This is a genomic window from Bacillus sp. EKM206B, from assembly GCF_011066015.1.
Classification (GTDB): domain Bacteria; phylum Bacillota; class Bacilli; order Bacillales; family Bacillaceae; genus Bacillus; species Bacillus velezensis.
In genome coordinates, this window is sequence record NZ_JAAMNL010000007.1 from 21,084 (window position 1) to 37,585 (window position 16,502).

At 48.3% G+C, this 16,502-nt stretch carries 17 protein-coding genes; 6 read left to right on the forward strand and 11 right to left on the reverse strand.

The genetic code is table 11. The features are described from left to right. Positions 1 to 111: 111 nt before the first annotated feature. Together G9F50_RS14040 and recX are read right to left on the reverse strand one after the other, a co-directional pair. Positions 112 to 426: a YfhH family protein gene (locus G9F50_RS14040; protein WP_007408553.1), complete on the reverse strand. Its 315-nt coding sequence runs from the start codon at positions 424 to 426 to the stop codon at positions 112 to 114. A gap of 6 nt (positions 427 to 432) precedes the next feature. Then, positions 433 to 1,224 (reverse strand): recombination regulator RecX, encoded by a 792-nt coding sequence (gene recX, locus G9F50_RS14045; protein WP_015239427.1) that lies wholly within the window; start codon positions 1,222 to 1,224, stop codon positions 433 to 435. A gap of 91 nt (positions 1,225 to 1,315) precedes the next feature. On the opposite strand from recX, the gene G9F50_RS14050 reads away from it, so the two are divergent. From G9F50_RS14050 to G9F50_RS14060, 3 genes are all read left to right on the forward strand, one after another. Then, the gene (locus tag G9F50_RS14050) at positions 1,316 to 2,215 is read left to right on the forward strand and encodes a TIGR01777 family oxidoreductase (RefSeq protein ID WP_060562260.1); all 900 of its coding nucleotides are present in this window, start codon (positions 1,316 to 1,318) and stop codon (positions 2,213 to 2,215) included. 57 nt (positions 2,216 to 2,272) lie between these two features. Further along, the gene (locus tag G9F50_RS14055) at positions 2,273 to 2,383 is read left to right on the forward strand and encodes a YfhE family protein (protein WP_003155504.1); all 111 of its coding nucleotides are present in this window, start codon (positions 2,273 to 2,275) and stop codon (positions 2,381 to 2,383) included. Positions 2,384 to 2,453: 70 nt separating this feature from the next. After that, complete coding sequence (locus G9F50_RS14060) at positions 2,454 to 2,645, forward strand: YfhD family protein (RefSeq protein WP_003155508.1); 192 nt, start codon at positions 2,454 to 2,456, stop codon at positions 2,643 to 2,645. A gap of 39 nt (positions 2,646 to 2,684) precedes the next feature. On the opposite strand, the gene G9F50_RS14065 is transcribed toward G9F50_RS14060, so the two are convergent. From G9F50_RS14065 to mprF, 3 genes are all read right to left on the reverse strand, one after another. Continuing rightward, the gene (locus tag G9F50_RS14065) at positions 2,685 to 3,269 is read right to left on the reverse strand and encodes a nitroreductase family protein (protein WP_060562259.1); all 585 of its coding nucleotides are present in this window, start codon (positions 3,267 to 3,269) and stop codon (positions 2,685 to 2,687) included. Positions 3,270 to 3,345: 76 nt separating this feature from the next. Continuing rightward, on the reverse strand, positions 3,346 to 4,230 hold the full coding sequence (locus G9F50_RS14070; RefSeq protein ID WP_060562258.1) for a PhzF family phenazine biosynthesis isomerase: 885 nt from the start codon (positions 4,228 to 4,230) through the stop codon (positions 3,346 to 3,348). Between the two features lie 94 nt (positions 4,231 to 4,324). Further along, positions 4,325 to 6,895, reverse strand: a complete 2,571-nt coding sequence (gene mprF, locus G9F50_RS14075; RefSeq protein WP_060562257.1) for a bifunctional lysylphosphatidylglycerol flippase/synthetase MprF — start codon at positions 6,893 to 6,895, stop codon at positions 4,325 to 4,327. A 168-nt stretch (positions 6,896 to 7,063) separates the two neighbouring features. On the opposite strand from mprF, the gene G9F50_RS14080 reads away from it, so the two are divergent. Both G9F50_RS14080 and G9F50_RS14085 read left to right on the forward strand, forming a co-directional pair. Next, the gene (locus G9F50_RS14080; protein WP_012117110.1) at positions 7,064 to 7,546 is read left to right on the forward strand and encodes a MarR family transcriptional regulator; all 483 of its coding nucleotides are present in this window, start codon (positions 7,064 to 7,066) and stop codon (positions 7,544 to 7,546) included. 108 nt (positions 7,547 to 7,654) lie between these two features. Next, positions 7,655 to 9,247, forward strand: coding sequence for an MFS transporter (locus G9F50_RS14085; RefSeq protein WP_165406580.1), 1,593 nt, complete (start codon positions 7,655 to 7,657; stop codon positions 9,245 to 9,247). On the opposite strand, the gene bstA is transcribed toward G9F50_RS14085, so the two are convergent. The 5 genes from bstA to G9F50_RS14110 form a co-directional block, all read right to left on the reverse strand. Continuing rightward, positions 9,207 to 9,749 (reverse strand): bacillithiol transferase BstA, encoded by a 543-nt coding sequence (gene bstA / locus G9F50_RS14090; protein ID WP_060562255.1) that lies wholly within the window; start codon positions 9,747 to 9,749, stop codon positions 9,207 to 9,209. The two genes, G9F50_RS14085 and bstA, sit on opposite strands and share 41 nt — an antisense overlap. A 25-nt stretch (positions 9,750 to 9,774) precedes the next feature. Further along, positions 9,775 to 10,047, reverse strand: coding sequence for a ribonuclease inhibitor Barstar (locus tag G9F50_RS14095; RefSeq protein WP_007408543.1), 273 nt, complete (start codon positions 10,045 to 10,047; stop codon positions 9,775 to 9,777). A 22-nt stretch (positions 10,048 to 10,069) separates the two neighbouring features. Next, on the reverse strand, positions 10,070 to 12,481 hold the full coding sequence (locus G9F50_RS14100) for a PEP/pyruvate-binding domain-containing protein (RefSeq protein ID WP_060562254.1): 2,412 nt from the start codon (positions 12,479 to 12,481) through the stop codon (positions 10,070 to 10,072). A gap of 323 nt (positions 12,482 to 12,804) precedes the next feature. After that, positions 12,805 to 13,893, reverse strand: coding sequence for an acyltransferase family protein (locus tag G9F50_RS14105; RefSeq protein ID WP_060562253.1), 1,089 nt, complete (start codon positions 13,891 to 13,893; stop codon positions 12,805 to 12,807). Next, positions 13,884 to 14,486, reverse strand: coding sequence for an NAD(P)H-dependent oxidoreductase (locus tag G9F50_RS14110; RefSeq protein WP_007408540.1), 603 nt, complete (start codon positions 14,484 to 14,486; stop codon positions 13,884 to 13,886). The genes G9F50_RS14105 and G9F50_RS14110 overlap by 10 nt, the downstream gene beginning before the upstream one ends. Before the next feature lie 232 nt (positions 14,487 to 14,718). On the opposite strand from G9F50_RS14110, the gene G9F50_RS14115 reads away from it, so the two are divergent. Then, a complete protein-coding gene (locus G9F50_RS14115) occupies positions 14,719 to 15,270 on the forward strand; it encodes a PadR family transcriptional regulator (RefSeq protein ID WP_165417773.1) in 552 nt (183 codons plus the stop codon). Between the two features lie 37 nt (positions 15,271 to 15,307). On the opposite strand, the gene cyoE is transcribed toward G9F50_RS14115, so the two are convergent. Beyond that, positions 15,308 to 16,255: a heme o synthase gene (gene cyoE / locus G9F50_RS14120; protein ID WP_060562252.1), complete on the reverse strand. Its 948-nt coding sequence runs from the start codon at positions 16,253 to 16,255 to the stop codon at positions 15,308 to 15,310. Positions 16,256 to 16,502 lie beyond the last annotated feature (247 nt).

Sequence of the window (16,502 nt, forward strand, 5' to 3'; positions counted from 1 at the left end):
AACAACGAATTCCATCTTAAAAGATATCAAAAATGAATTCAATCATTTTTTACTGAAAGTATGAAACGAATGTGCCCGAAAAGAAAAAGAGGCCGGAATCGGCCTCTTTTGTTACTTTTTTTCTTTTAAAACGGAAATCGGCAGTGCTTCTTCCCCGTCAGACGGGGAAGATCTGTGTCCCCAGGCGAATACGCCGTTGATGTAATCAATGCGGAAAGTGTCATCAGAACCTTCTATCTGATACACCCCGCCGGGCCGAAAGTCTTCCGGGTTCAGCATGTAAGCTTTGGCCATCGTAATTTTCCGTTCAAGCACGGCCAGTTCATTTACAATGCCCATCTGTTCCGCTTTTCGCGCTTTTTCCGTCAGTCCCGCAATTTCTGTCTGTAGTTCATGAGGCGTCATTTGACTGTATCGTTTGTCCATTTCAGTTTACTCCTCTTCCTGCAAGAATTGATCAATATCGTCAATCGAGAACCCTTTTCTGAATAAGTACTGTTTGACCTTCATTCCGCTTTCATAACTGCCGTCATAACGGTATTTCCTGATCGCTTTTTCCGCATGAGCCTTCAGAGCTTCCATCTCGGCTTCATCGTCATTCTCATACTCCGTTTGCTCCAGAGCGGCATTGATGACGTCGAAAGGGAAACCTTTTCGCTGAAGCTGCATCTGCGCCCGCTGTCTGATCTCTTTTGTGGACAGCTTTTTGTCTTTTTTCAGGATTTTGCCGATATGTTTCAGCGCTTCTTGTATCTGCTCATCAAATGTAAACGCACTGAGCGTCTCCTTGATGGTATCGTCGTCTATTCCTTTCGCTTTCAGCTCGCGGAACAGGACGTCAGGGCCTTTGCCGTTTGTTTTTTTGTGGGTGCTCGCATAGGCTTCCGCAAATTCTTTGTCATTTAAGTAGCTGTAATCGTACAGTTTATGGATGACTTCAGAAATGACCATGTCCGGTGTTTCTTTTTTCTTCAGATGATCCCGGACTTCTTTTTCAGAGCGCATCCGGTATGATAAAAATTCTACGGCGCGGTTAAAGGCTTTTTTCACGTCATCGCCGTACTGGATTTCAAGAATGTCAAGCTCGTCCAGTTCTTTCCCTTTTTTCAGGTCAAAACGCACAAGCACGTCGGCGTCGACGCTGAATGCATATTTCTCATCAAGAAAGATGTTGAAGCGCTCGGTATTTTTCTTTTGGGTCGATATTTTTGTAATAAACGGCATCCCGGTCTCCTTTCCCGCCCCGATGTTCAGGCGTTTTTCTTTTTGGCAAATGAGGTACAGTATATGTATCAACGTGTAAGGAGAGATGGATATGAATATCGCGATGACAGGCGGCACTGGTTTTCTGGGCCGGCATCTGACAGGTGTGTTTACCCGCCGAGGACATCATGTCTATATTTTATCAAGAAAACAGAGAGAAACCGAACAAAAAAATGTGACATATGTTCAATGGCTGGCCGAAAACGCGGCGCCTGAGCGCGAGCTTCCCCCTATTGATGTATGGGTGAACCTCGCCGGCAAATCCATCTTTGACCGCTGGACGGACACAACGAAGGAACAAATCATCTCAAGCAGAATAGAAGCGACGAGAGAAGTCAGACGGATTATAAAGCAGCAGCCGAAAAAACCCCGGGCTTTGATTCAGGCCAGCGCCGTCGGCATTTACGGCACAAGCACAGAAAAAACGTTCACCGAACAGTCAGATACGTCAAATGAAGATTTTCTCAGTCATACGGCTCATATGTGGGAACGTGAAGGCCAGAAAATTGAAGCGCTCGGCATCCGGACGGTATATGCCAGATTCGGGGTGATGCTCGGTGAAAAAGGCGCCCTGCCGCTCATGGTTCTTCCTTATAAGCTGTTAGCCGGCGGCACAATCGGCTCTGGACGGCAGTGGCTGTCATGGGTTCATGTGGATGACGCCGCGGAACTCATCGCTTATGCGGCGGAGCATGATGACTTGTCCGGTCCCATGAATGTGACATCGCCGAACCCCGTGGAAATGAAGCAATTCGGAAAAACGATCGCAGGCGTCCTGCACCGCCCCCATTGGATTCCCGTACCGGAACTTTTTCTGGAGAAGGCCTTGGGAGAAATGAGCCTGCTGATCGTAAAAGGCCAGCGCGCCCTGCCTAAGCAGGCGCTGACATCCGGTTTTCAATTTACGTATGAAGAACTTGATTTGGCTTTAAAGGATCTCTTATCTGCATAAAAACGGAAATAAAAGCCAATCCTATTGGTATTCTGTTTTGAAGGAGGGTCTTCTTTTATGGAAAAGAAGCGCGAAAAACATCAGCAGGGAGCCAATCTGAAAAAAATGCAGGAAGTCCTTTATTCCGGTGAATTCAAAAAAGCGGAAAGAGCAGCCAAACGGAAGTAAACTGAATAAAGATCGGGACCGGGCAGATACTATGTTTGTTTGATATCACTTTTTTCAGGGGGCGATTGATATGGGCAGAAATCATACTCACAAAAACCGTGATAAAAACAAACAAAAACTTCCTCAAGTTCCGGATGCTTTGAAACGCGAAACAGACGGCACATATGAGGAATATTCAAGCGAGCTTGCTGATTCCGCTGACCGTGAAGCGCAGGCGCGGATGAAAGCCGCTGACAACAGAGCTAAAAGCAAAACCCGCTAATACGAAATCCCCGCCTCTGTATAGAGACGGGGATTTTTTTTACAGTTCGGTAAACAGGCTTTTTGCCGGCGTCCGTTCTTTCGCCTTAGGCTGTTCATCCGGATAGCCCGTTTGAATGATGGCGGCAAAGCGCTCATTGTCAGCAAGGCCGAAGTCTTGGTGCACCTGTTTGTCATACATAATGCGGCCGCTTTTCCAGACCATGCCGATGCCGTTTTCATGTGCGAGAAGCTGAAGGTTTTGAATCATGCCGCTCAGCGCCGCGAAATCATCGTTTCTCGTAAATTCATTTTCATCTTCTTTTAAGACGACCAGCAAAAATCCCGGAACGGCGCTGAGGTTTTTTCTCATGTTCCGCTCTTTTTCCTCGTTGAAATCATCTTTTATCTTTTTGAAAAATGAGACGTAGCTGTCCGCAAGCTTTTCTTTTCCCGCTTCGCTTGCTGCGTAGATAAAACGCCATGGCTCCGTCAGTCTGTGGTTCGGTGCGTAAACGGCCGTTTCAAGCATATCTAATATGACTTCAGAAGGTACGGTTTTCGGTTTAAACGACCGGATGGATCTTCTGTTTCTGATTGTATGTGCAAGACTTTCGTTTTGCTGTAATTGTTCGGTTTTCGGCATGCCGATTCACCTTCCTATCCAAATGAAAATGATTATCATTTATAATATAACGGATACGACCGGCTTTTGTAAACCGTTACGAAAGCTGAAAATTGATTGTTTCGGCATACACGGCCGTTCCCGTCATCTTGATGTTCATCTCTCCGTTTTCCTCCGCGATCCTGATTTCCACTTTTCCGTCTTTCCCGATTTCCTGGCCTTGTTCAATCGTGAGGCATTCGGCTTCGGAGCCTCCGTATTGCCGCATATAGGCTGCCATGACGCCTGAAGCGGTTCCCGTGACGGGATCTTCGGTCGTTCCGGAGAAAGGGGAAGAAAAATGGCGTCCGTGCAGATCACTTTCCGGATGAACGGTTTCCAGAGAAAACGGATGAACGCTCGCTTTCGGAAGATCGCGCAAAATAGCGGGGAATTGTGCGTTGTCCGGCACCATATTCCGTGATGCTTTAAGTGATCTCAGCGGAACAATCAGTGTCCAGATCCCCGTTGATCCGTAAACAATCGGCAGCCCGCTGTGAAAATCCTCAGCCGTAATCCCGAGCGAGGCCGCAAGCTTTTCTTTGTCACCCGTAAACGGCAGAAATTGCGGGGGAGCCTGTTCGAGTGTGATGTATACCCGGCCGTTTCGTTCAGCGGCTTTTGCGGGAAGAATGCCGGCTTTTGTTTCAATTTGATATGTCTGATCAGCCTGAAGCCTTCCCTTTTCAATTAATGCGTAAAGAGAGGCGACGGTAGCATGTCCGCATAAATTCATTTCGTGGCCGGGTGTAAAATAGCGGATGCGCAGATCGGCTTCTCCGCTTTTACAGAGAAATGAGGTTTCATTGTACCCTGCCATTTCGGCGATCATCTGCATCTCTTCATCTGAATAATCATCTCCGTTAAAGACGATTCCCGCGGGATTTCCCAAATTCGGAATATCGGAAAACGCTTCATATTTAAACACGGTTGCCTGTTTCATTCATCAGCCTTCCTTTCACCTTATGATCATGTTATTCAGTATAACAGAGTAAAATTAGAATTTTTAGTTAATTTCTCAAAAAAAAAGACGCCTTTTACCGGCGTCTTTTTTTGGTTTTTCCGATCAGGCGGGTGACGAGGATCATCGTGACGGACAGCGATCTGTTTTTGCGGTACGCCAAGTATTTCCCGCGCCACTCCGGTTTGTATTTTTCTTTAAAGGCCCGCAGCCCGCTGAAGCTGTACATATACCGGACGTTGTTGAAGATGACGGCCGCGATTCTTTCCGACCAGAAAGAAGTAAAAGCCGTTCCTACGTTTGACAAAGGCGCCATGCCCATATTGAAGGTAGTATAGCCTTTTTCCTGCGCCCAGAGAAACAGACGGATGAAAAGCGCGTCCATAATACCGTTCGGCGCGCTTTTCCGATAACGCATCAAGTCGACGGATATCTCGCCTTCCTGATACATCGGCATCAGGTTGGCAAAAGCGATGATCTCCCCTTCCGCGTCTTTCACGTAAGCAATCGGCGCCTGTTCCAAATAATCCCGGTCGAAGAAACCGAGAGAAAAACCTTTCTCTTTTTTCGGTCCGAGCCATTCGTCCGAAATGTCTTTCAGCTTGGCGATAAACTCGGAGGAAAACGGCGGTTCCCCGACATGAAATGTGTAGCCTTCGCGGTCAAATTTGTTGTTAATCGCCCGCAGCCCCGCTTTTTTCTTACCTGAGAGCGTAAATGCCTCCATATCCACGAACGCTTCTTCTCCAAGCTTGAAGAAGTTATAGCCGAAGTCATGGTACAGCGCCAGATCTTCACGTTCGATCTGATAAAACATGACACTCAGCCCCTGCTTATGCGCTTCATTCAGAAATTCCTCAATCACAAGCGGAAAAGAGTCTCTCTGTCCTGACGGATCACCGAGCACGACAAGCCTTCTGGAAATCTGGCTGAACAATAAAAGCGCTTTGCCGTCGCTTGAGAAATAAAACCGCTTATCCCCGAGAAAGCCGAGATGGCTGAGCGCATTTCCGCCTTCTTCCGCCAAAAAGGACTTCAGCCGTTCAGGATCGGCCTCTTCTCCGATCGGCTTCGATCTTTTATGATAAAAGAACGTAAACAAAAGGAAAAACAGCGGCACAACAATAATAGCCGTCATCGTGGCATATGTAATGTGCGAATTGTTATGGACGAAATAATCGTGGCGCAGCAGCCGATTCATTTTATCCCAAATAAAGCCGGCAATGAGATTGTAGTTAAACAAGGCGATAATAAACAGAGCGGCCGCAAAAATCATCTGGCCGAGCGTATACGATGCCTGCTCTCTGATAAACTGCCGCTTTAACAGCACAAGCAATACGATGACGACAGGCAGAATAAAGATCGCGCTGATGTTCAATCCTTTTAAGAAACTGAACACAAAACCGCCGACCAGCGCGGCAACCGCCATTGAATAAGAACGTTTCGTCCGTTTGTATAATTCAATCGGCAAGATTAAAAGAATCAAAGCCGCGCTTAACGATAACGCGTTAAACGCAAGGAGCGCCGGGCGCGGAATATGCGGGATGACCGTCTCCCTGTCAATCGGCAGGGCGACGGACGCCAGCACGACGACTCCCGCCATGAAAACCAAAAGCGACAGCGAACCGTAAAGCACCCTGATTAAGATAGCGCGCTGGAATACGAGAAGCACGTTCGTCGTTTCCACGGCAGGCGCCATCTTCGGATTTGATTCCAGCCGTTTCAGCGTATTTTCCGTTAAATCGCCAGCCGCAAAGAACAGCCCGAACACAAACGGAATAAATGAATACACAATCCGGTAGATGACGATGGATGTCACAACCGCCTCCTGCGGAAAGCCCATATTCTGCATGCCGAGCAGAAACAGAAGGTCAAACGAACCGAATCCTCCCGGCACAAGACTGATGATTCCCCCGATAGCGGCAATGGCAAATACCCCGAATACATGGCGGACATCCGCGTGAATTCCCATGACATACAGGGAATAATACATGACGACAGCCGCAGCAAACCATTCAGCAAACGATGCCCCGATATAAGAAAAAACCGGATGCCTCGGTTTTGCTTCACCGTCTTCTGCGCCAGCTTTTTTATTGTTGATCCCAGCGGCGATTAAGGCTGCCGGCACTATAAGCGCCACTCCGGCGATAACAGCCCACAGCCACGGTTTCTCACTCGTAATCTCTCCAACCGGCAGAACCCGGGCGATGGTCAGGATACTGAAGACGGACAGCCCGAGCAGCGCTGAGGACGTAAGCCAGGCGATGCCTGCGACGAGGCGTTTTACGTCATTCGTATGTTCTTTGTAAAGCATCGTCCGCAGCCCGACACCCGCCAGACCGCCGAATCCAAGGACATTGTTAAAGGAATTGGCGATAAAAGAGACCCTGAATACTTTCCAATTCGGAATGTTGAGGCGAAGCGTCCGTTTCAGCACAAAGTCATAAAAGGACATCGCGCTGACGGCAAGAAGGCCGAGCAGAACGAGAATAAATAAATCGTAACGCTCAATCCCGTTAATAATGTACAGCGTTCGTTTAAAAGAAAGGTCTGTCAATTCCTTTTTGGACTGATAAATGACTAAAAGCAAAACTGCAATAGGAAATAATACTTTTAATATCGATAAGGCATTCTTTTTAGTCAGCAATGTTCTCTCCAATCATCATAAAATAGCTTATTTATTATAATTCCTCCAATAATCTCCAACATATTATACACTACCACCTCACATTCAAACAAAACTCGTCTGCAACTTTCTTTCTCTGATTAAAATCAGTAATATGGTATGCAGGAGTATGAATGAGGAAGTGAGACGATGGATTATAATCTGCATGATACAACAGTATTAAGCGGCGATATTTTTTCTCCTGAGGAACGGGATATTTGGGTGCTGTACATGAAAGTGATGACATCGGCGGGGCTCGGCGATGTGTCGGAGTGGATGAAGCTTGATATGAGCATGCCGCAAATGAAAGTGCTGATGCTTCTGAACAACCACGGGACGCTTAAGGTGAGTGACATAGCGGAGAAAATGGGCGCTTCTCTTTCAAATACGACGGGGCTGCTTGACCGTTTAGAAAAATCATGTTTCATTACACGCGCTCCGTCAGAAGAAGACCGCCGTTCAGTCGTCGTTCAATTAACGGAAAACGCGAAAGATATTTTCCGCAGCCTTTATCAAAAAGGACATGTAAAATTGAAGCGTTCATTGGAAACGCTGACGGCTGAAGAAAAACAAACGGTCAATCAAGGGCTTGCCATTTTGGCAAGAGCGCTTGATTCTTCCAAACAGGGATAGAGATGAAAAAGGCCTGCCGGTATCGGCGGCCTTTTTTTGTTTGACATTTAATTCACTTGAAGTGAATAATATATTCGAAGTGAATTAAAAACAGGAGGATTGATCAGTATGCCGGAGCCATTGCAAACAGAAAAAAAACAGAGCCGGGCCATCACTCTCTTTACGATCGGTGTGTTCATGGCGGCGCTGGACAACGGAATTATTTCCGCTGCTCTGACGACGATTAACAGCTCTTTTGATGTTTCTCCTTCATGGGGATCGTGGGGAGTGACCCTTTACACATTGGGACTCAGTGTCAGTGTGCCGATTGTCGGCAAGCTGTCGGACCGATACGGGCGGAAAAAGCTGTTTATGATTGAAGTCGGGCTGTTCGGACTCGGCTCTTTGCTTGTCGCACTCAGTCAGAGCTTCCCGATGTTTTTGGCGGCACGGCTCATTCAGGCGCTTGGCGGCGGCGGAATTTTTATTATCGGGAGTTCGCATGTGCTGGCCGTGCTTCCGAAGGAGAAACAGGGGAAAGCTCTCGGGCTTTTAGGGGCGATGAACGGTATGGCGGCCGTCCTCGGACCGAATATCGGGAGCTTTTTGCTTGATGTAACCGGGTCGTGGCATTGGCTGTTCTTGATTAATCTGCCGATTGCCGCCGCTTTGGTTGTGTGCGGCGGTTTGTTTATCGCTGAGACGAAAGAGCCTGAGGCGAAACGGCTTGACCTCGCCGGCACAATGCTGCTGTCTCTTGCGATCTTATCTTGCATGATCGGTATCACGAATCTCGATGGGGCGAAGCTGTCAGAAAGCATAATGGACGTAAAGGTGTACGGGTATCTTTTGGGATCGGCACTTCTCTTTCTGGTGCTGCTTAAGGTTGAAAAGCGGGTTGAAAACCGAGGGGGCGATCCGATTCTCGCCTACTCGCTGCTGCAAAATAAAGTGTTTCAATGGACGCTCGTCATCGGATTTTTATCGGGAGGGCTGCTCGCTGCGGTCATTTTTATTCCTTCTTATGCGGAGCAATATTTGCACGTATCGGCGGAGAAAGCGGCTTATTGGATGACGCCGCTCGCTTTGGCGTCAGGCATCGGAGCGTGGCTCGGCGGGGCGATCACGGATAAAAAAGGGCCGGTCTTCTCCGCGGTTGTATCAGGCGCCATCGCATTTGCAGGCTTCAGCCTGTTTCCGTTATGGGTGACGGATAAATGGGAATTTGTCACAGCGAGTGTCATTGCGGGGATCGGTTTCGGATTTCTGCTCGGGGCTCCGCTGAATGTGCTTGTATCAGAAACGGCGGGCCAAAACAAAGGAACAGCGCTCGGCACGCTGTCACTCGTAAGGCAGGTCGGGCTGACGCTCGCTCCGGCTTTATATGCCGGCTTCATTACAGCGGGCTTTGACCGGATCGGAGATGACATCAAAAACCGTTTAGCGAAAAGCGGCATTCCCGCTGATCAGGCGCAAACGCCCGATATCGGCGGCGGACTTTCTTCATTGCAGGAGCAAGTGAGCCGAATCCCCGTTCCCGCCGTCAAAAAAGCGGTTTCTGATGCGATTGAAGCGGGCATTGCCAGCGGCTACCACCATCTTTATACGGCAGCCGCCGTCATTTCATTATGCACGATTGTATCTGCGGCTGTTTTGGCGTTTTTCCGAAAGCCGGCACCCTCTAAGACAGATGCCAGCCCATCCTCCGGGAAAGCTCAGTAATATGGGCGATGTGATGTTCAGAGTGCCAGACATATAGTCCGAGCGCTTGTTCCAGCGTAACCGTCTCTTTAGATACAGGATGGAAGTATGTCCGTTTGAATTGGGCTTCCGTCATGGAGCGCAAAAGAGCGGCCCATCTTCTGTGCAGGATCGCTAACAGCTCAAGCGCATCCCCGCAAGCGGCGGTTTTGGAATCATGAAGATCGGCCCAGCCTTTTTCATCATAAGGACGGATTTCCGGTTCATTCTCCGTTAAGCTCAATTTAAACCGGGTATAGCCGTTCATGTGGCTGTCCGCCAGATGGTGAACCACTTGGCGGACTGTCCATCCCCCTTCGCGGTACGGCGTATCAAGCTGACTGTCCGACATCGCTCTGACAGCTTGTTTCAGTTTGGCCGGAGCGTGTTCGAGCGTATTGATCCATTCTTGTTTCTGTCCGGCCGAAATCGATTCAGCCGGCTGATACTCTCCAATCGGATAGCTGAGGGTTTGTTTTTCCATTTTTGTCTCTCTCCCGTTGATCGTATTATGAAAGTATGATGGTGATGTCGCAGCCTTCCGCTTTCGCTTCACGAAAGACCTGAAGCACACTCTCGGCGCCATTTTCTGTAAGCTGCTTGCTTTGTTCAAACTGTCTCCATTCTAAAACGAGGGGGTATTCCACCCAGCCGGTCAGACAATCCCATAAAGCGTCAAGGTTTTCACCGTAGTATTCAGGAAGAGCAAGTTCCTTTTTCAATGTCTGGTGCAGGTCGCTCATACTTCTGATTTGCTCCCCGTTAATAACTGCTTTATTCATACGCGGCTCCTTTCCCATGATTTTATTCTATCAGTTTACCATTTTCCTCTTCAGAAGTGACCGGAGTCTGCCGCGGTTCCAGCTGGACGATGCCTTGCCCGCCGTCAACGGCCACCCTGTCCCCCGTTTTCAGTTTTGACGTTGCATTTCCGCACCCGACAACGGCAGGAATCCCCAGTTCCCGGGCAACGATCGCCGCGTGGGACAAAGGGGCGCCGACGTCCGTTATGATAGCAGCCGCTCTTGGAAAAAGCGGGGTCCAGCCTACATTGGTTGTCGAAGTCACTAAAATTTCCCCCGCCGCAAAAGAATCCCCGTCTTCCGGGACATCAAGGACACGGACAATGCCCTCCACTCTCCCGGCCGCTCCCGCGAAACCTTTTAAAGTGTGCGCATCATCAGTTTCCGCAGGCATAAAAGCATCGTAATAATCCGCTCTTCTGTCAGGATCTTCAGCCCATTTAAACGGATTGAATCTTCCGTTAATAACGGATGGGAACGGCGGCAGTTTTTTATAGGTTTCATAGTTTTGCTTTCTCGCTTGAATTGACGCAACCGCCGGCTCTTTCCCCGCGAGCAGATCGGTTATTTCATGCAGATACAAGAAGAAAATATCGTCCTTCATGCCGGTCATTTCCGCCGCTCTGAGCGCGAATGCTCTGGCTGTCCGGTACACCCTGACAAATTCGGATCTGGTTGTTTCTCTAATATTCGCGTATTCTGACGCTTTTTCCATTTTGGCTTTGAGCCATTTGACCTTATGAGGAAACTTTTCTTCAAATCTTCGGAAGGCCTGTTCATGCGCCCGCTGCTGTTTCAAAAGCAGTTGTTCGGCATCAATACCCGACTCCTTGTGTTCTTTGATCTGCTTCGTCAGCCAATCCCGGTTTTCTCCCGGATGCGGTATGGAAAGTTCGTATTCATGCGGGCCTCGGTGGCCTTGGTTCCTGAGATATTCTTCCTCGCTCATACGGCCTTTCATGACTTGATCAATGCCGATAATCGGCTCCAGGCTTGCCAGTCCGCCTTTTCCCCTCAGATTGGACAGCAGAAGATTCGCATCTTCTATTCCTGCGAGTTTTGTTAATTGAGAGGTTAACGACGAAGAGGATTGCGCAGAATCACGCCCGCCGGATATTAACGCAAACCACGCGTTGCATAAATACGGATAGATCTCATTGTTCCATATCGCTAATAATGCCCGCTCCGTTTCGGCCCGTTTCAGCTTTTCCTCAATATTCCGGCACCACTCCGGCGATTCGTCCAAGTAGGAGGACATGTTTTTTTTCGCGTGCTTCATTTTCGACAGATACGGTTTCAGTTTTTTCGAGATGATCTTCAAAAGTTCATACTTTGAGAATGGATATAAAGGAATTTTCATTTCCGCCGGGATTTCTCCCAATGTATCGCTCATCATTTTTCCTATTTTTCCGCCTTTCGGATTCAGACCGAAAGCGGCGAGAACGGAAAGAGGCTGGCTCATATTGTTATAGGCTCTTCCGCAAATATTGCCGGACCAGACATAATAGCCCGGAATGATGCCCGACTCTTCATCCAGATTCCGGAGGAGCGACCATGTGAGCGGCGTCATCACATCGGGAATCGCTTCTCCTATATTTGTGTTTGTCCATAAAAAATCACCGCTGAAAGAATCATTCCATTCATAGGTTTCCAGATTTCCGGCTTGTAAAGTCGTAATCGGGCGGGATTGAAGAATATACAATGTCCCGCCCGCGGCGGCCCATTCAATATCCTGCGGCCCTCCAAGATCTTTTTCCAGTTTTTTCGCCAGTTTATAGAGCTTTGACGCATATTTGCGAAATTCCCCGGGGCCGTCATATTTTTTCTTGGGCCGTGCCAGTTTAAAAGAATAAGCATCGGCTTCCCCTGAAACGAGCTGCTCCCCGAGACCGTAGACGTAATTGCCTGTCATCTCCCGCCTGCTCCCCGTAATCGGATCTGCGGTAAACAGCACTCCGGATATCTCAGACGGTATCATCAGCTGGATGACGATTGCGATTTCATGCTCATCTTCCATTCCCTGAACGGCGCTGTACGCTTTTACCCTTTCTGACTGTGCCGATCGGCGGACTTCATCAATCGCCCTGGACATGTCTTGATCTGTTTTGACATTCAACACCGTATCGAATTCTCCGGCAAAGGAAGCCTGAGCGGAATCCTCGCTCAGCGCGGATGATCGTACGGCAAACAACGCAGATGCATGGCGGCTGCGGATGGATTTCACATATTGATCAATAGTCTCTCTTGCCTGATGGCGCAGCTGTCCATCCTGAAAGGCTGACGGCAAAATCACAAACCCTTCAGGCACAGGATACCCGCTTTGATACATTTTAGAGAGAATGCTTCCTTTTCCTCCCGCAAAGGAATAAAGTTCGTCCGGAAGTTCTCCGAATGTTTTGACACAGTCATTCATAATGTCCCCGCTCCTTTTTAGTCGTTCATCCAAGCTCACAGTTTTTCTCTTTTTCACTTTTTTTGAAAGTATTTCCTATAAGTATACAATATATCGGTCTTCACAAGTGAGAAAATCGATGGCGTTATGTTGTCATAAATGCATCCGTCAAAACGGCCGCAGGCGGGGTCTTCAGCCTCCCAGTAAAAGCGTTATCAAAATTAGAGATAGGCTGCCCGATACTGCTTGCCTGGCATTCGCTTCCGGCTTGCCGCGGAGGGTTTCGTTTGCAGGTTATGTACAACTTCCGTATCAAAAAAGGCGGCCGAAACGCCGCCTTTTTTTCAGACTGTGCGGCCTTGATGCGCCGCCGTATTTCTTTTGGTCTGCTTCGGCTGATACACTTTCCCGACAAACAGGTATCCGTATCTGAAATGGTTGCACCCCCAAGATACGAGAATGGGACCGAGCGTGCAGATCAAAAATAAAAGAAGGATGGCAGCCGGCAAAGGCATTGACCGCAAATAGCCTTCCAGAAGATATCCGCTGATTAAAAAGTAGGAGTGCAGCAGATAGATTGAAAACGAATAGTTGCTGATCATCATCACAATCGCGGGCACTTTTTTGAGCTTTGAAAACAGATGAAAACACAGAAAGATCATACTGACCGCGTAAATCATAATATCCGGACGCTTAGAGGAAATGGAGCCGCCGCTGATATATGAAACGGCCACAATCAATATTGCCGATACGGCCGCACTGAAGTAAACCGCATAACGGTACTGATTGATGAGCGATAAAAAACGCGGATATTCCTTTCCGCAATAAAATGCCAGACAGAAATAAAACACCCAGCCCGGAAACGGAACCCAAAAGAACGGAAAAATAGAATCAAGCCCCGATGATGCCGGCGGATGAAAGATGGAAAAGTAAGCCAGATAGACGGCGTTGATGATAAACGATACAGACAGCACCCACATGGGAGATTTGTTGTTCAGCCAGCGGTGCAGCAGCATATGGAGAATGTAAAATTGAAAGATCACAAGAATGAAGTAGCCGATGAAGTTTCCTAAAAACACATTTTCTAAAAATTTACCGATCACTGAAACGAAGCCGGCTCCTTCTTCCGCCACGCTTTTCATTAAAATGGCATCCACCGCGGCAATAAACAGAAACGGCACGAAAATGACTTTGCCCCTTTTCTTTAAAAAACCCGCGGGAACGCCTCCCGGGTATGACCTGGCAAGCAGAAATTCCGAAATAAAGATAAACGCCGGCGTGCTGAACATCAACAGGGTCCGAAAAGCATCAACCGTATGGGCGGCACTGGCTAAGGACTCTTCCTGAATCATCAGCACCATTGAAACTACGTGAAGCAGAACCACACTTAAACAGGACAGGCAGCGAATCACGAAAATTTCTTTTATCTGCATGCGGCCGCTCCTTTTTCACAAGCGCGCCGGACTTTAGCGTATGCTTGGCGCAGCCATTTTTCCCGCAGCTCGGGTGTGCTCGTTTTGACGACAGAAAAAAGGTTCCGCTCGGCTTTTTGAATGCCGCAAAATTGCAGAATGCCTTTTTTCAGCGTAATCCAGTCCGAGTTTTTCCGGAACCACTTTAAGTACCAGCCCGGGGAATCCGCCGTATAAAAGACCTGTGCCGTCTCTGCCCGGAGCAGTCCTTTTACGCGGCCGTTTTCATATGTGTAGGCTTCTCCGGCGACAAGCACTCTGTCAAAAAAGCCTTTCATAATCGCCGGAACGCCTCCCCACCACAGCGGGTAGATGAAAATGAGATGATCCGCTTCTTTCATCAGTTTCCGGTATTTCTTCGTTTCAGCGTCCCGGTTCATGTCAGAGCGCTTTTTTTCGCCGCCGTACTTCAGCACGGGATCAAATTGGTCGGCGTATAAGTCAATGACCGTATAGCTTTGGCCGCTGTCCTTTAAAGCCATGACGACGTATTTTACGAGAGCCGCATTGAAACTGTTCTCATCCGGGTTTGCATACACAATCACCGTCTTCATATGTCCCTCCCATTATTTCTTAATTTTTACAATGATTATATCATGTTGTCATATGAATGAGGCAAAGACATGAGAAAGGCTTTTTCCAGTTCTGCTGCCGTTTCGATAACCCCTTTCTGCATATTTTCGCTGATTTTGCCGCCGCAGATTCAATGACAAGCATCCGGCACTTCTGCGTTTTTGAGCGGCCGTATGGTATACTAGCTGTCAAATGAATGGCTTGGAGGGCAACATGAGAATTTTAAAGTACGCGATTTTAGGGCTTTTGCGAAAAGGCGAATTGAGCGGATATGATATATCGAGCTATTTTAAAGAAGAGCTCGGCCAGTTTTGGAGCGCAAAGCACAGCCAGATTTATCCGGAATTAAAAAAACTGACGGCTGAGGGATTTATTACGTTTCGCACTGCGATTCAAGGAACGAAGCTTGAGAAAAAAATGTACACGCTGACTGACAAGGGAGATCTGGAGCTTGCTGCCTGGCTGACGAAAAAAGACCCGATTCCGGAAACGGTCAAGGATGAATTTATGCTGAAGGCTTATTTCATCTCAGCTTTGACGCAGGAAGAAGCGGATGAGCTATTCACCGATCAGCTCGTAAAGCGGAAGGAGAAATTGTCCGATCTGGTAAACAGTTATCAAGAACTGATGACATCGTCCGCGGAGGCGGATTCTTTTTCTTCTCCTGATTTCGGCCATTATCTCGTGCTGACAAAAGCGCTTGAGCGGGAACGGAATTATATTTCCTGGCTTGAAGATATTTTGGCTCTCATCAAAAAAGCATAAACAAAACGGGGCGGCTCTGTATCTGCAAGCCGCCTGTTTACGTTCTGAGAACCGCATTGATAAACGAATCAGCCATTAAAATAAGAAAAAGCAGACTGAAATACACAATCGAATAAAAAAACATCCCCTTCGACCATTGCGTGTCATCCGCCGCCTGAAAGCCTTTGACGCTCCGGTACAGCCAGATGGCCCCGAGCAGGAGAGCGGACGCGGTATAAAACGGGCTGACGTCTATATAAAGAGGAACGAGCAGCGAAACCGCAGTCAGAACGGCAATATAGCGCAGCATTTTTATTTTTGTGGCGCGGTTGCCTTTTATGATCGGCAAAAGCGGAATGCCGGCGGCACGATACTCTTCCTTTCGCCTGATTCCGATCGCCCAGAAATGCGGCGGCTGCCACAAAAACATAATCGCGTATAACAAAATCGCGGGCATATCAATGTACCCGGTCAGCGCGCAATAACCGATTAAAGGCGGAGCCGCCCCGGGAAAGCTGCCGACAAATGTGCTCCAGACGGATTGTCTTTTAAACCAAAGCGTATAAACGACGGCATACAGCAAAAATGCAAGCAAGCCAAGAACGGCGGTCAGTACATTAAGCGAAGCAAGCATGATGAATCCGCATGCGCCGAGACATGTGCCGTACAGGATCATGACCGGCGGCGGTATTTTTCCCGTGACGCTTGCGCGGGTGCGGGTTCGCGCCATCTTTGCGTCCATGCCGCGGTCAAAGAAGTTATTAAAAACAGTGCTTGATGCCATGACCAACGCCGTTCCGATCATGGCAACCGCCATGGCGGCAAATATACCGGGCCCTCCGCCCGTCCTTTCTGACTGAATCCATGCGATCCAAAATCCGCCCAATGCGGCGAGTGAATTTGAGATGATAATCCCCGGTTTGGCAAGAATGATAAAGTCCTTAACCGTCATCCGGTTTCCGTTATGCTTCATCGGCTGTTCCGTCTGTGCTGCATTTGAGTTCATTTGTTCAGGTTCTCCTTTTTCGGCTTATCATATCAGGAAGAATCAGGAAGCACAATTTATTTTGGACATTTTTCACACAATTGTAAATTGTTTATGGAAAGCCGCATCTTGTGACCGGATGCGGCTTTTGCCTTTTTCTATTCAAATTCTGCCCATACAGCTTTTTCAATCCAGCGGATGCCCTGAGCTCGGGCCGGCGATGGCGGGCGCCACGCGTCATTTTTGCGCCTCACTGAGATGTTCGCTC

Excerpts from the sequence above, each read along its gene's own strand:
- G9F50_RS14040 (WP_007408553.1), bottom strand. The coding sequence starts at position 426 with ATGGACAAACGATACAGTCAAATGACGCCTCATGAACTACAGACAGAA.
- recX (WP_015239427.1), bottom strand. The coding sequence starts at position 1,224 with ATGCCGTTTATTACAAAAATATCGACCCAAAAGAAAAATACCGAGCGC.
- G9F50_RS14050 (WP_060562260.1), top strand. The coding sequence starts at position 1,316 with ATGAATATCGCGATGACAGGCGGCACTGGTTTTCTGGGCCGGCATCTG.
- G9F50_RS14055 (WP_003155504.1), top strand. The coding sequence starts at position 2,273 with ATGGAAAAGAAGCGCGAAAAACATCAGCAGGGAGCCAATCTGAAAAAA.
- G9F50_RS14060 (WP_003155508.1), top strand. The coding sequence starts at position 2,454 with ATGGGCAGAAATCATACTCACAAAAACCGTGATAAAAACAAACAAAAA.
- G9F50_RS14065 (WP_060562259.1), bottom strand. The coding sequence starts at position 3,269 with ATGCCGAAAACCGAACAATTACAGCAAAACGAAAGTCTTGCACATACA.
- G9F50_RS14070 (WP_060562258.1), bottom strand. The coding sequence starts at position 4,230 with ATGAAACAGGCAACCGTGTTTAAATATGAAGCGTTTTCCGATATTCCG.
- G9F50_RS14080 (WP_012117110.1), top strand. The coding sequence starts at position 7,064 with ATGGATTATAATCTGCATGATACAACAGTATTAAGCGGCGATATTTTT.
- G9F50_RS14085 (WP_165406580.1), top strand. The coding sequence starts at position 7,655 with ATGCCGGAGCCATTGCAAACAGAAAAAAAACAGAGCCGGGCCATCACT.
- bstA (WP_060562255.1), bottom strand. The coding sequence starts at position 9,749 with ATGGAAAAACAAACCCTCAGCTATCCGATTGGAGAGTATCAGCCGGCT.
- G9F50_RS14095 (WP_007408543.1), bottom strand. The coding sequence starts at position 10,047 with ATGAATAAAGCAGTTATTAACGGGGAGCAAATCAGAAGTATGAGCGAC.
- G9F50_RS14100 (WP_060562254.1), bottom strand. The coding sequence starts at position 12,481 with ATGAATGACTGTGTCAAAACATTCGGAGAACTTCCGGACGAACTTTAT.
- G9F50_RS14105 (WP_060562253.1), bottom strand. The coding sequence starts at position 13,893 with ATGCAGATAAAAGAAATTTTCGTGATTCGCTGCCTGTCCTGTTTAAGT.
- G9F50_RS14110 (WP_007408540.1), bottom strand. The coding sequence starts at position 14,486 with ATGAAGACGGTGATTGTGTATGCAAACCCGGATGAGAACAGTTTCAAT.
- G9F50_RS14115 (WP_165417773.1), top strand. The coding sequence starts at position 14,719 with ATGAGAATTTTAAAGTACGCGATTTTAGGGCTTTTGCGAAAAGGCGAA.
- cyoE (WP_060562252.1), bottom strand. The coding sequence starts at position 16,255 with ATGAACTCAAATGCAGCACAGACGGAACAGCCGATGAAGCATAACGGA.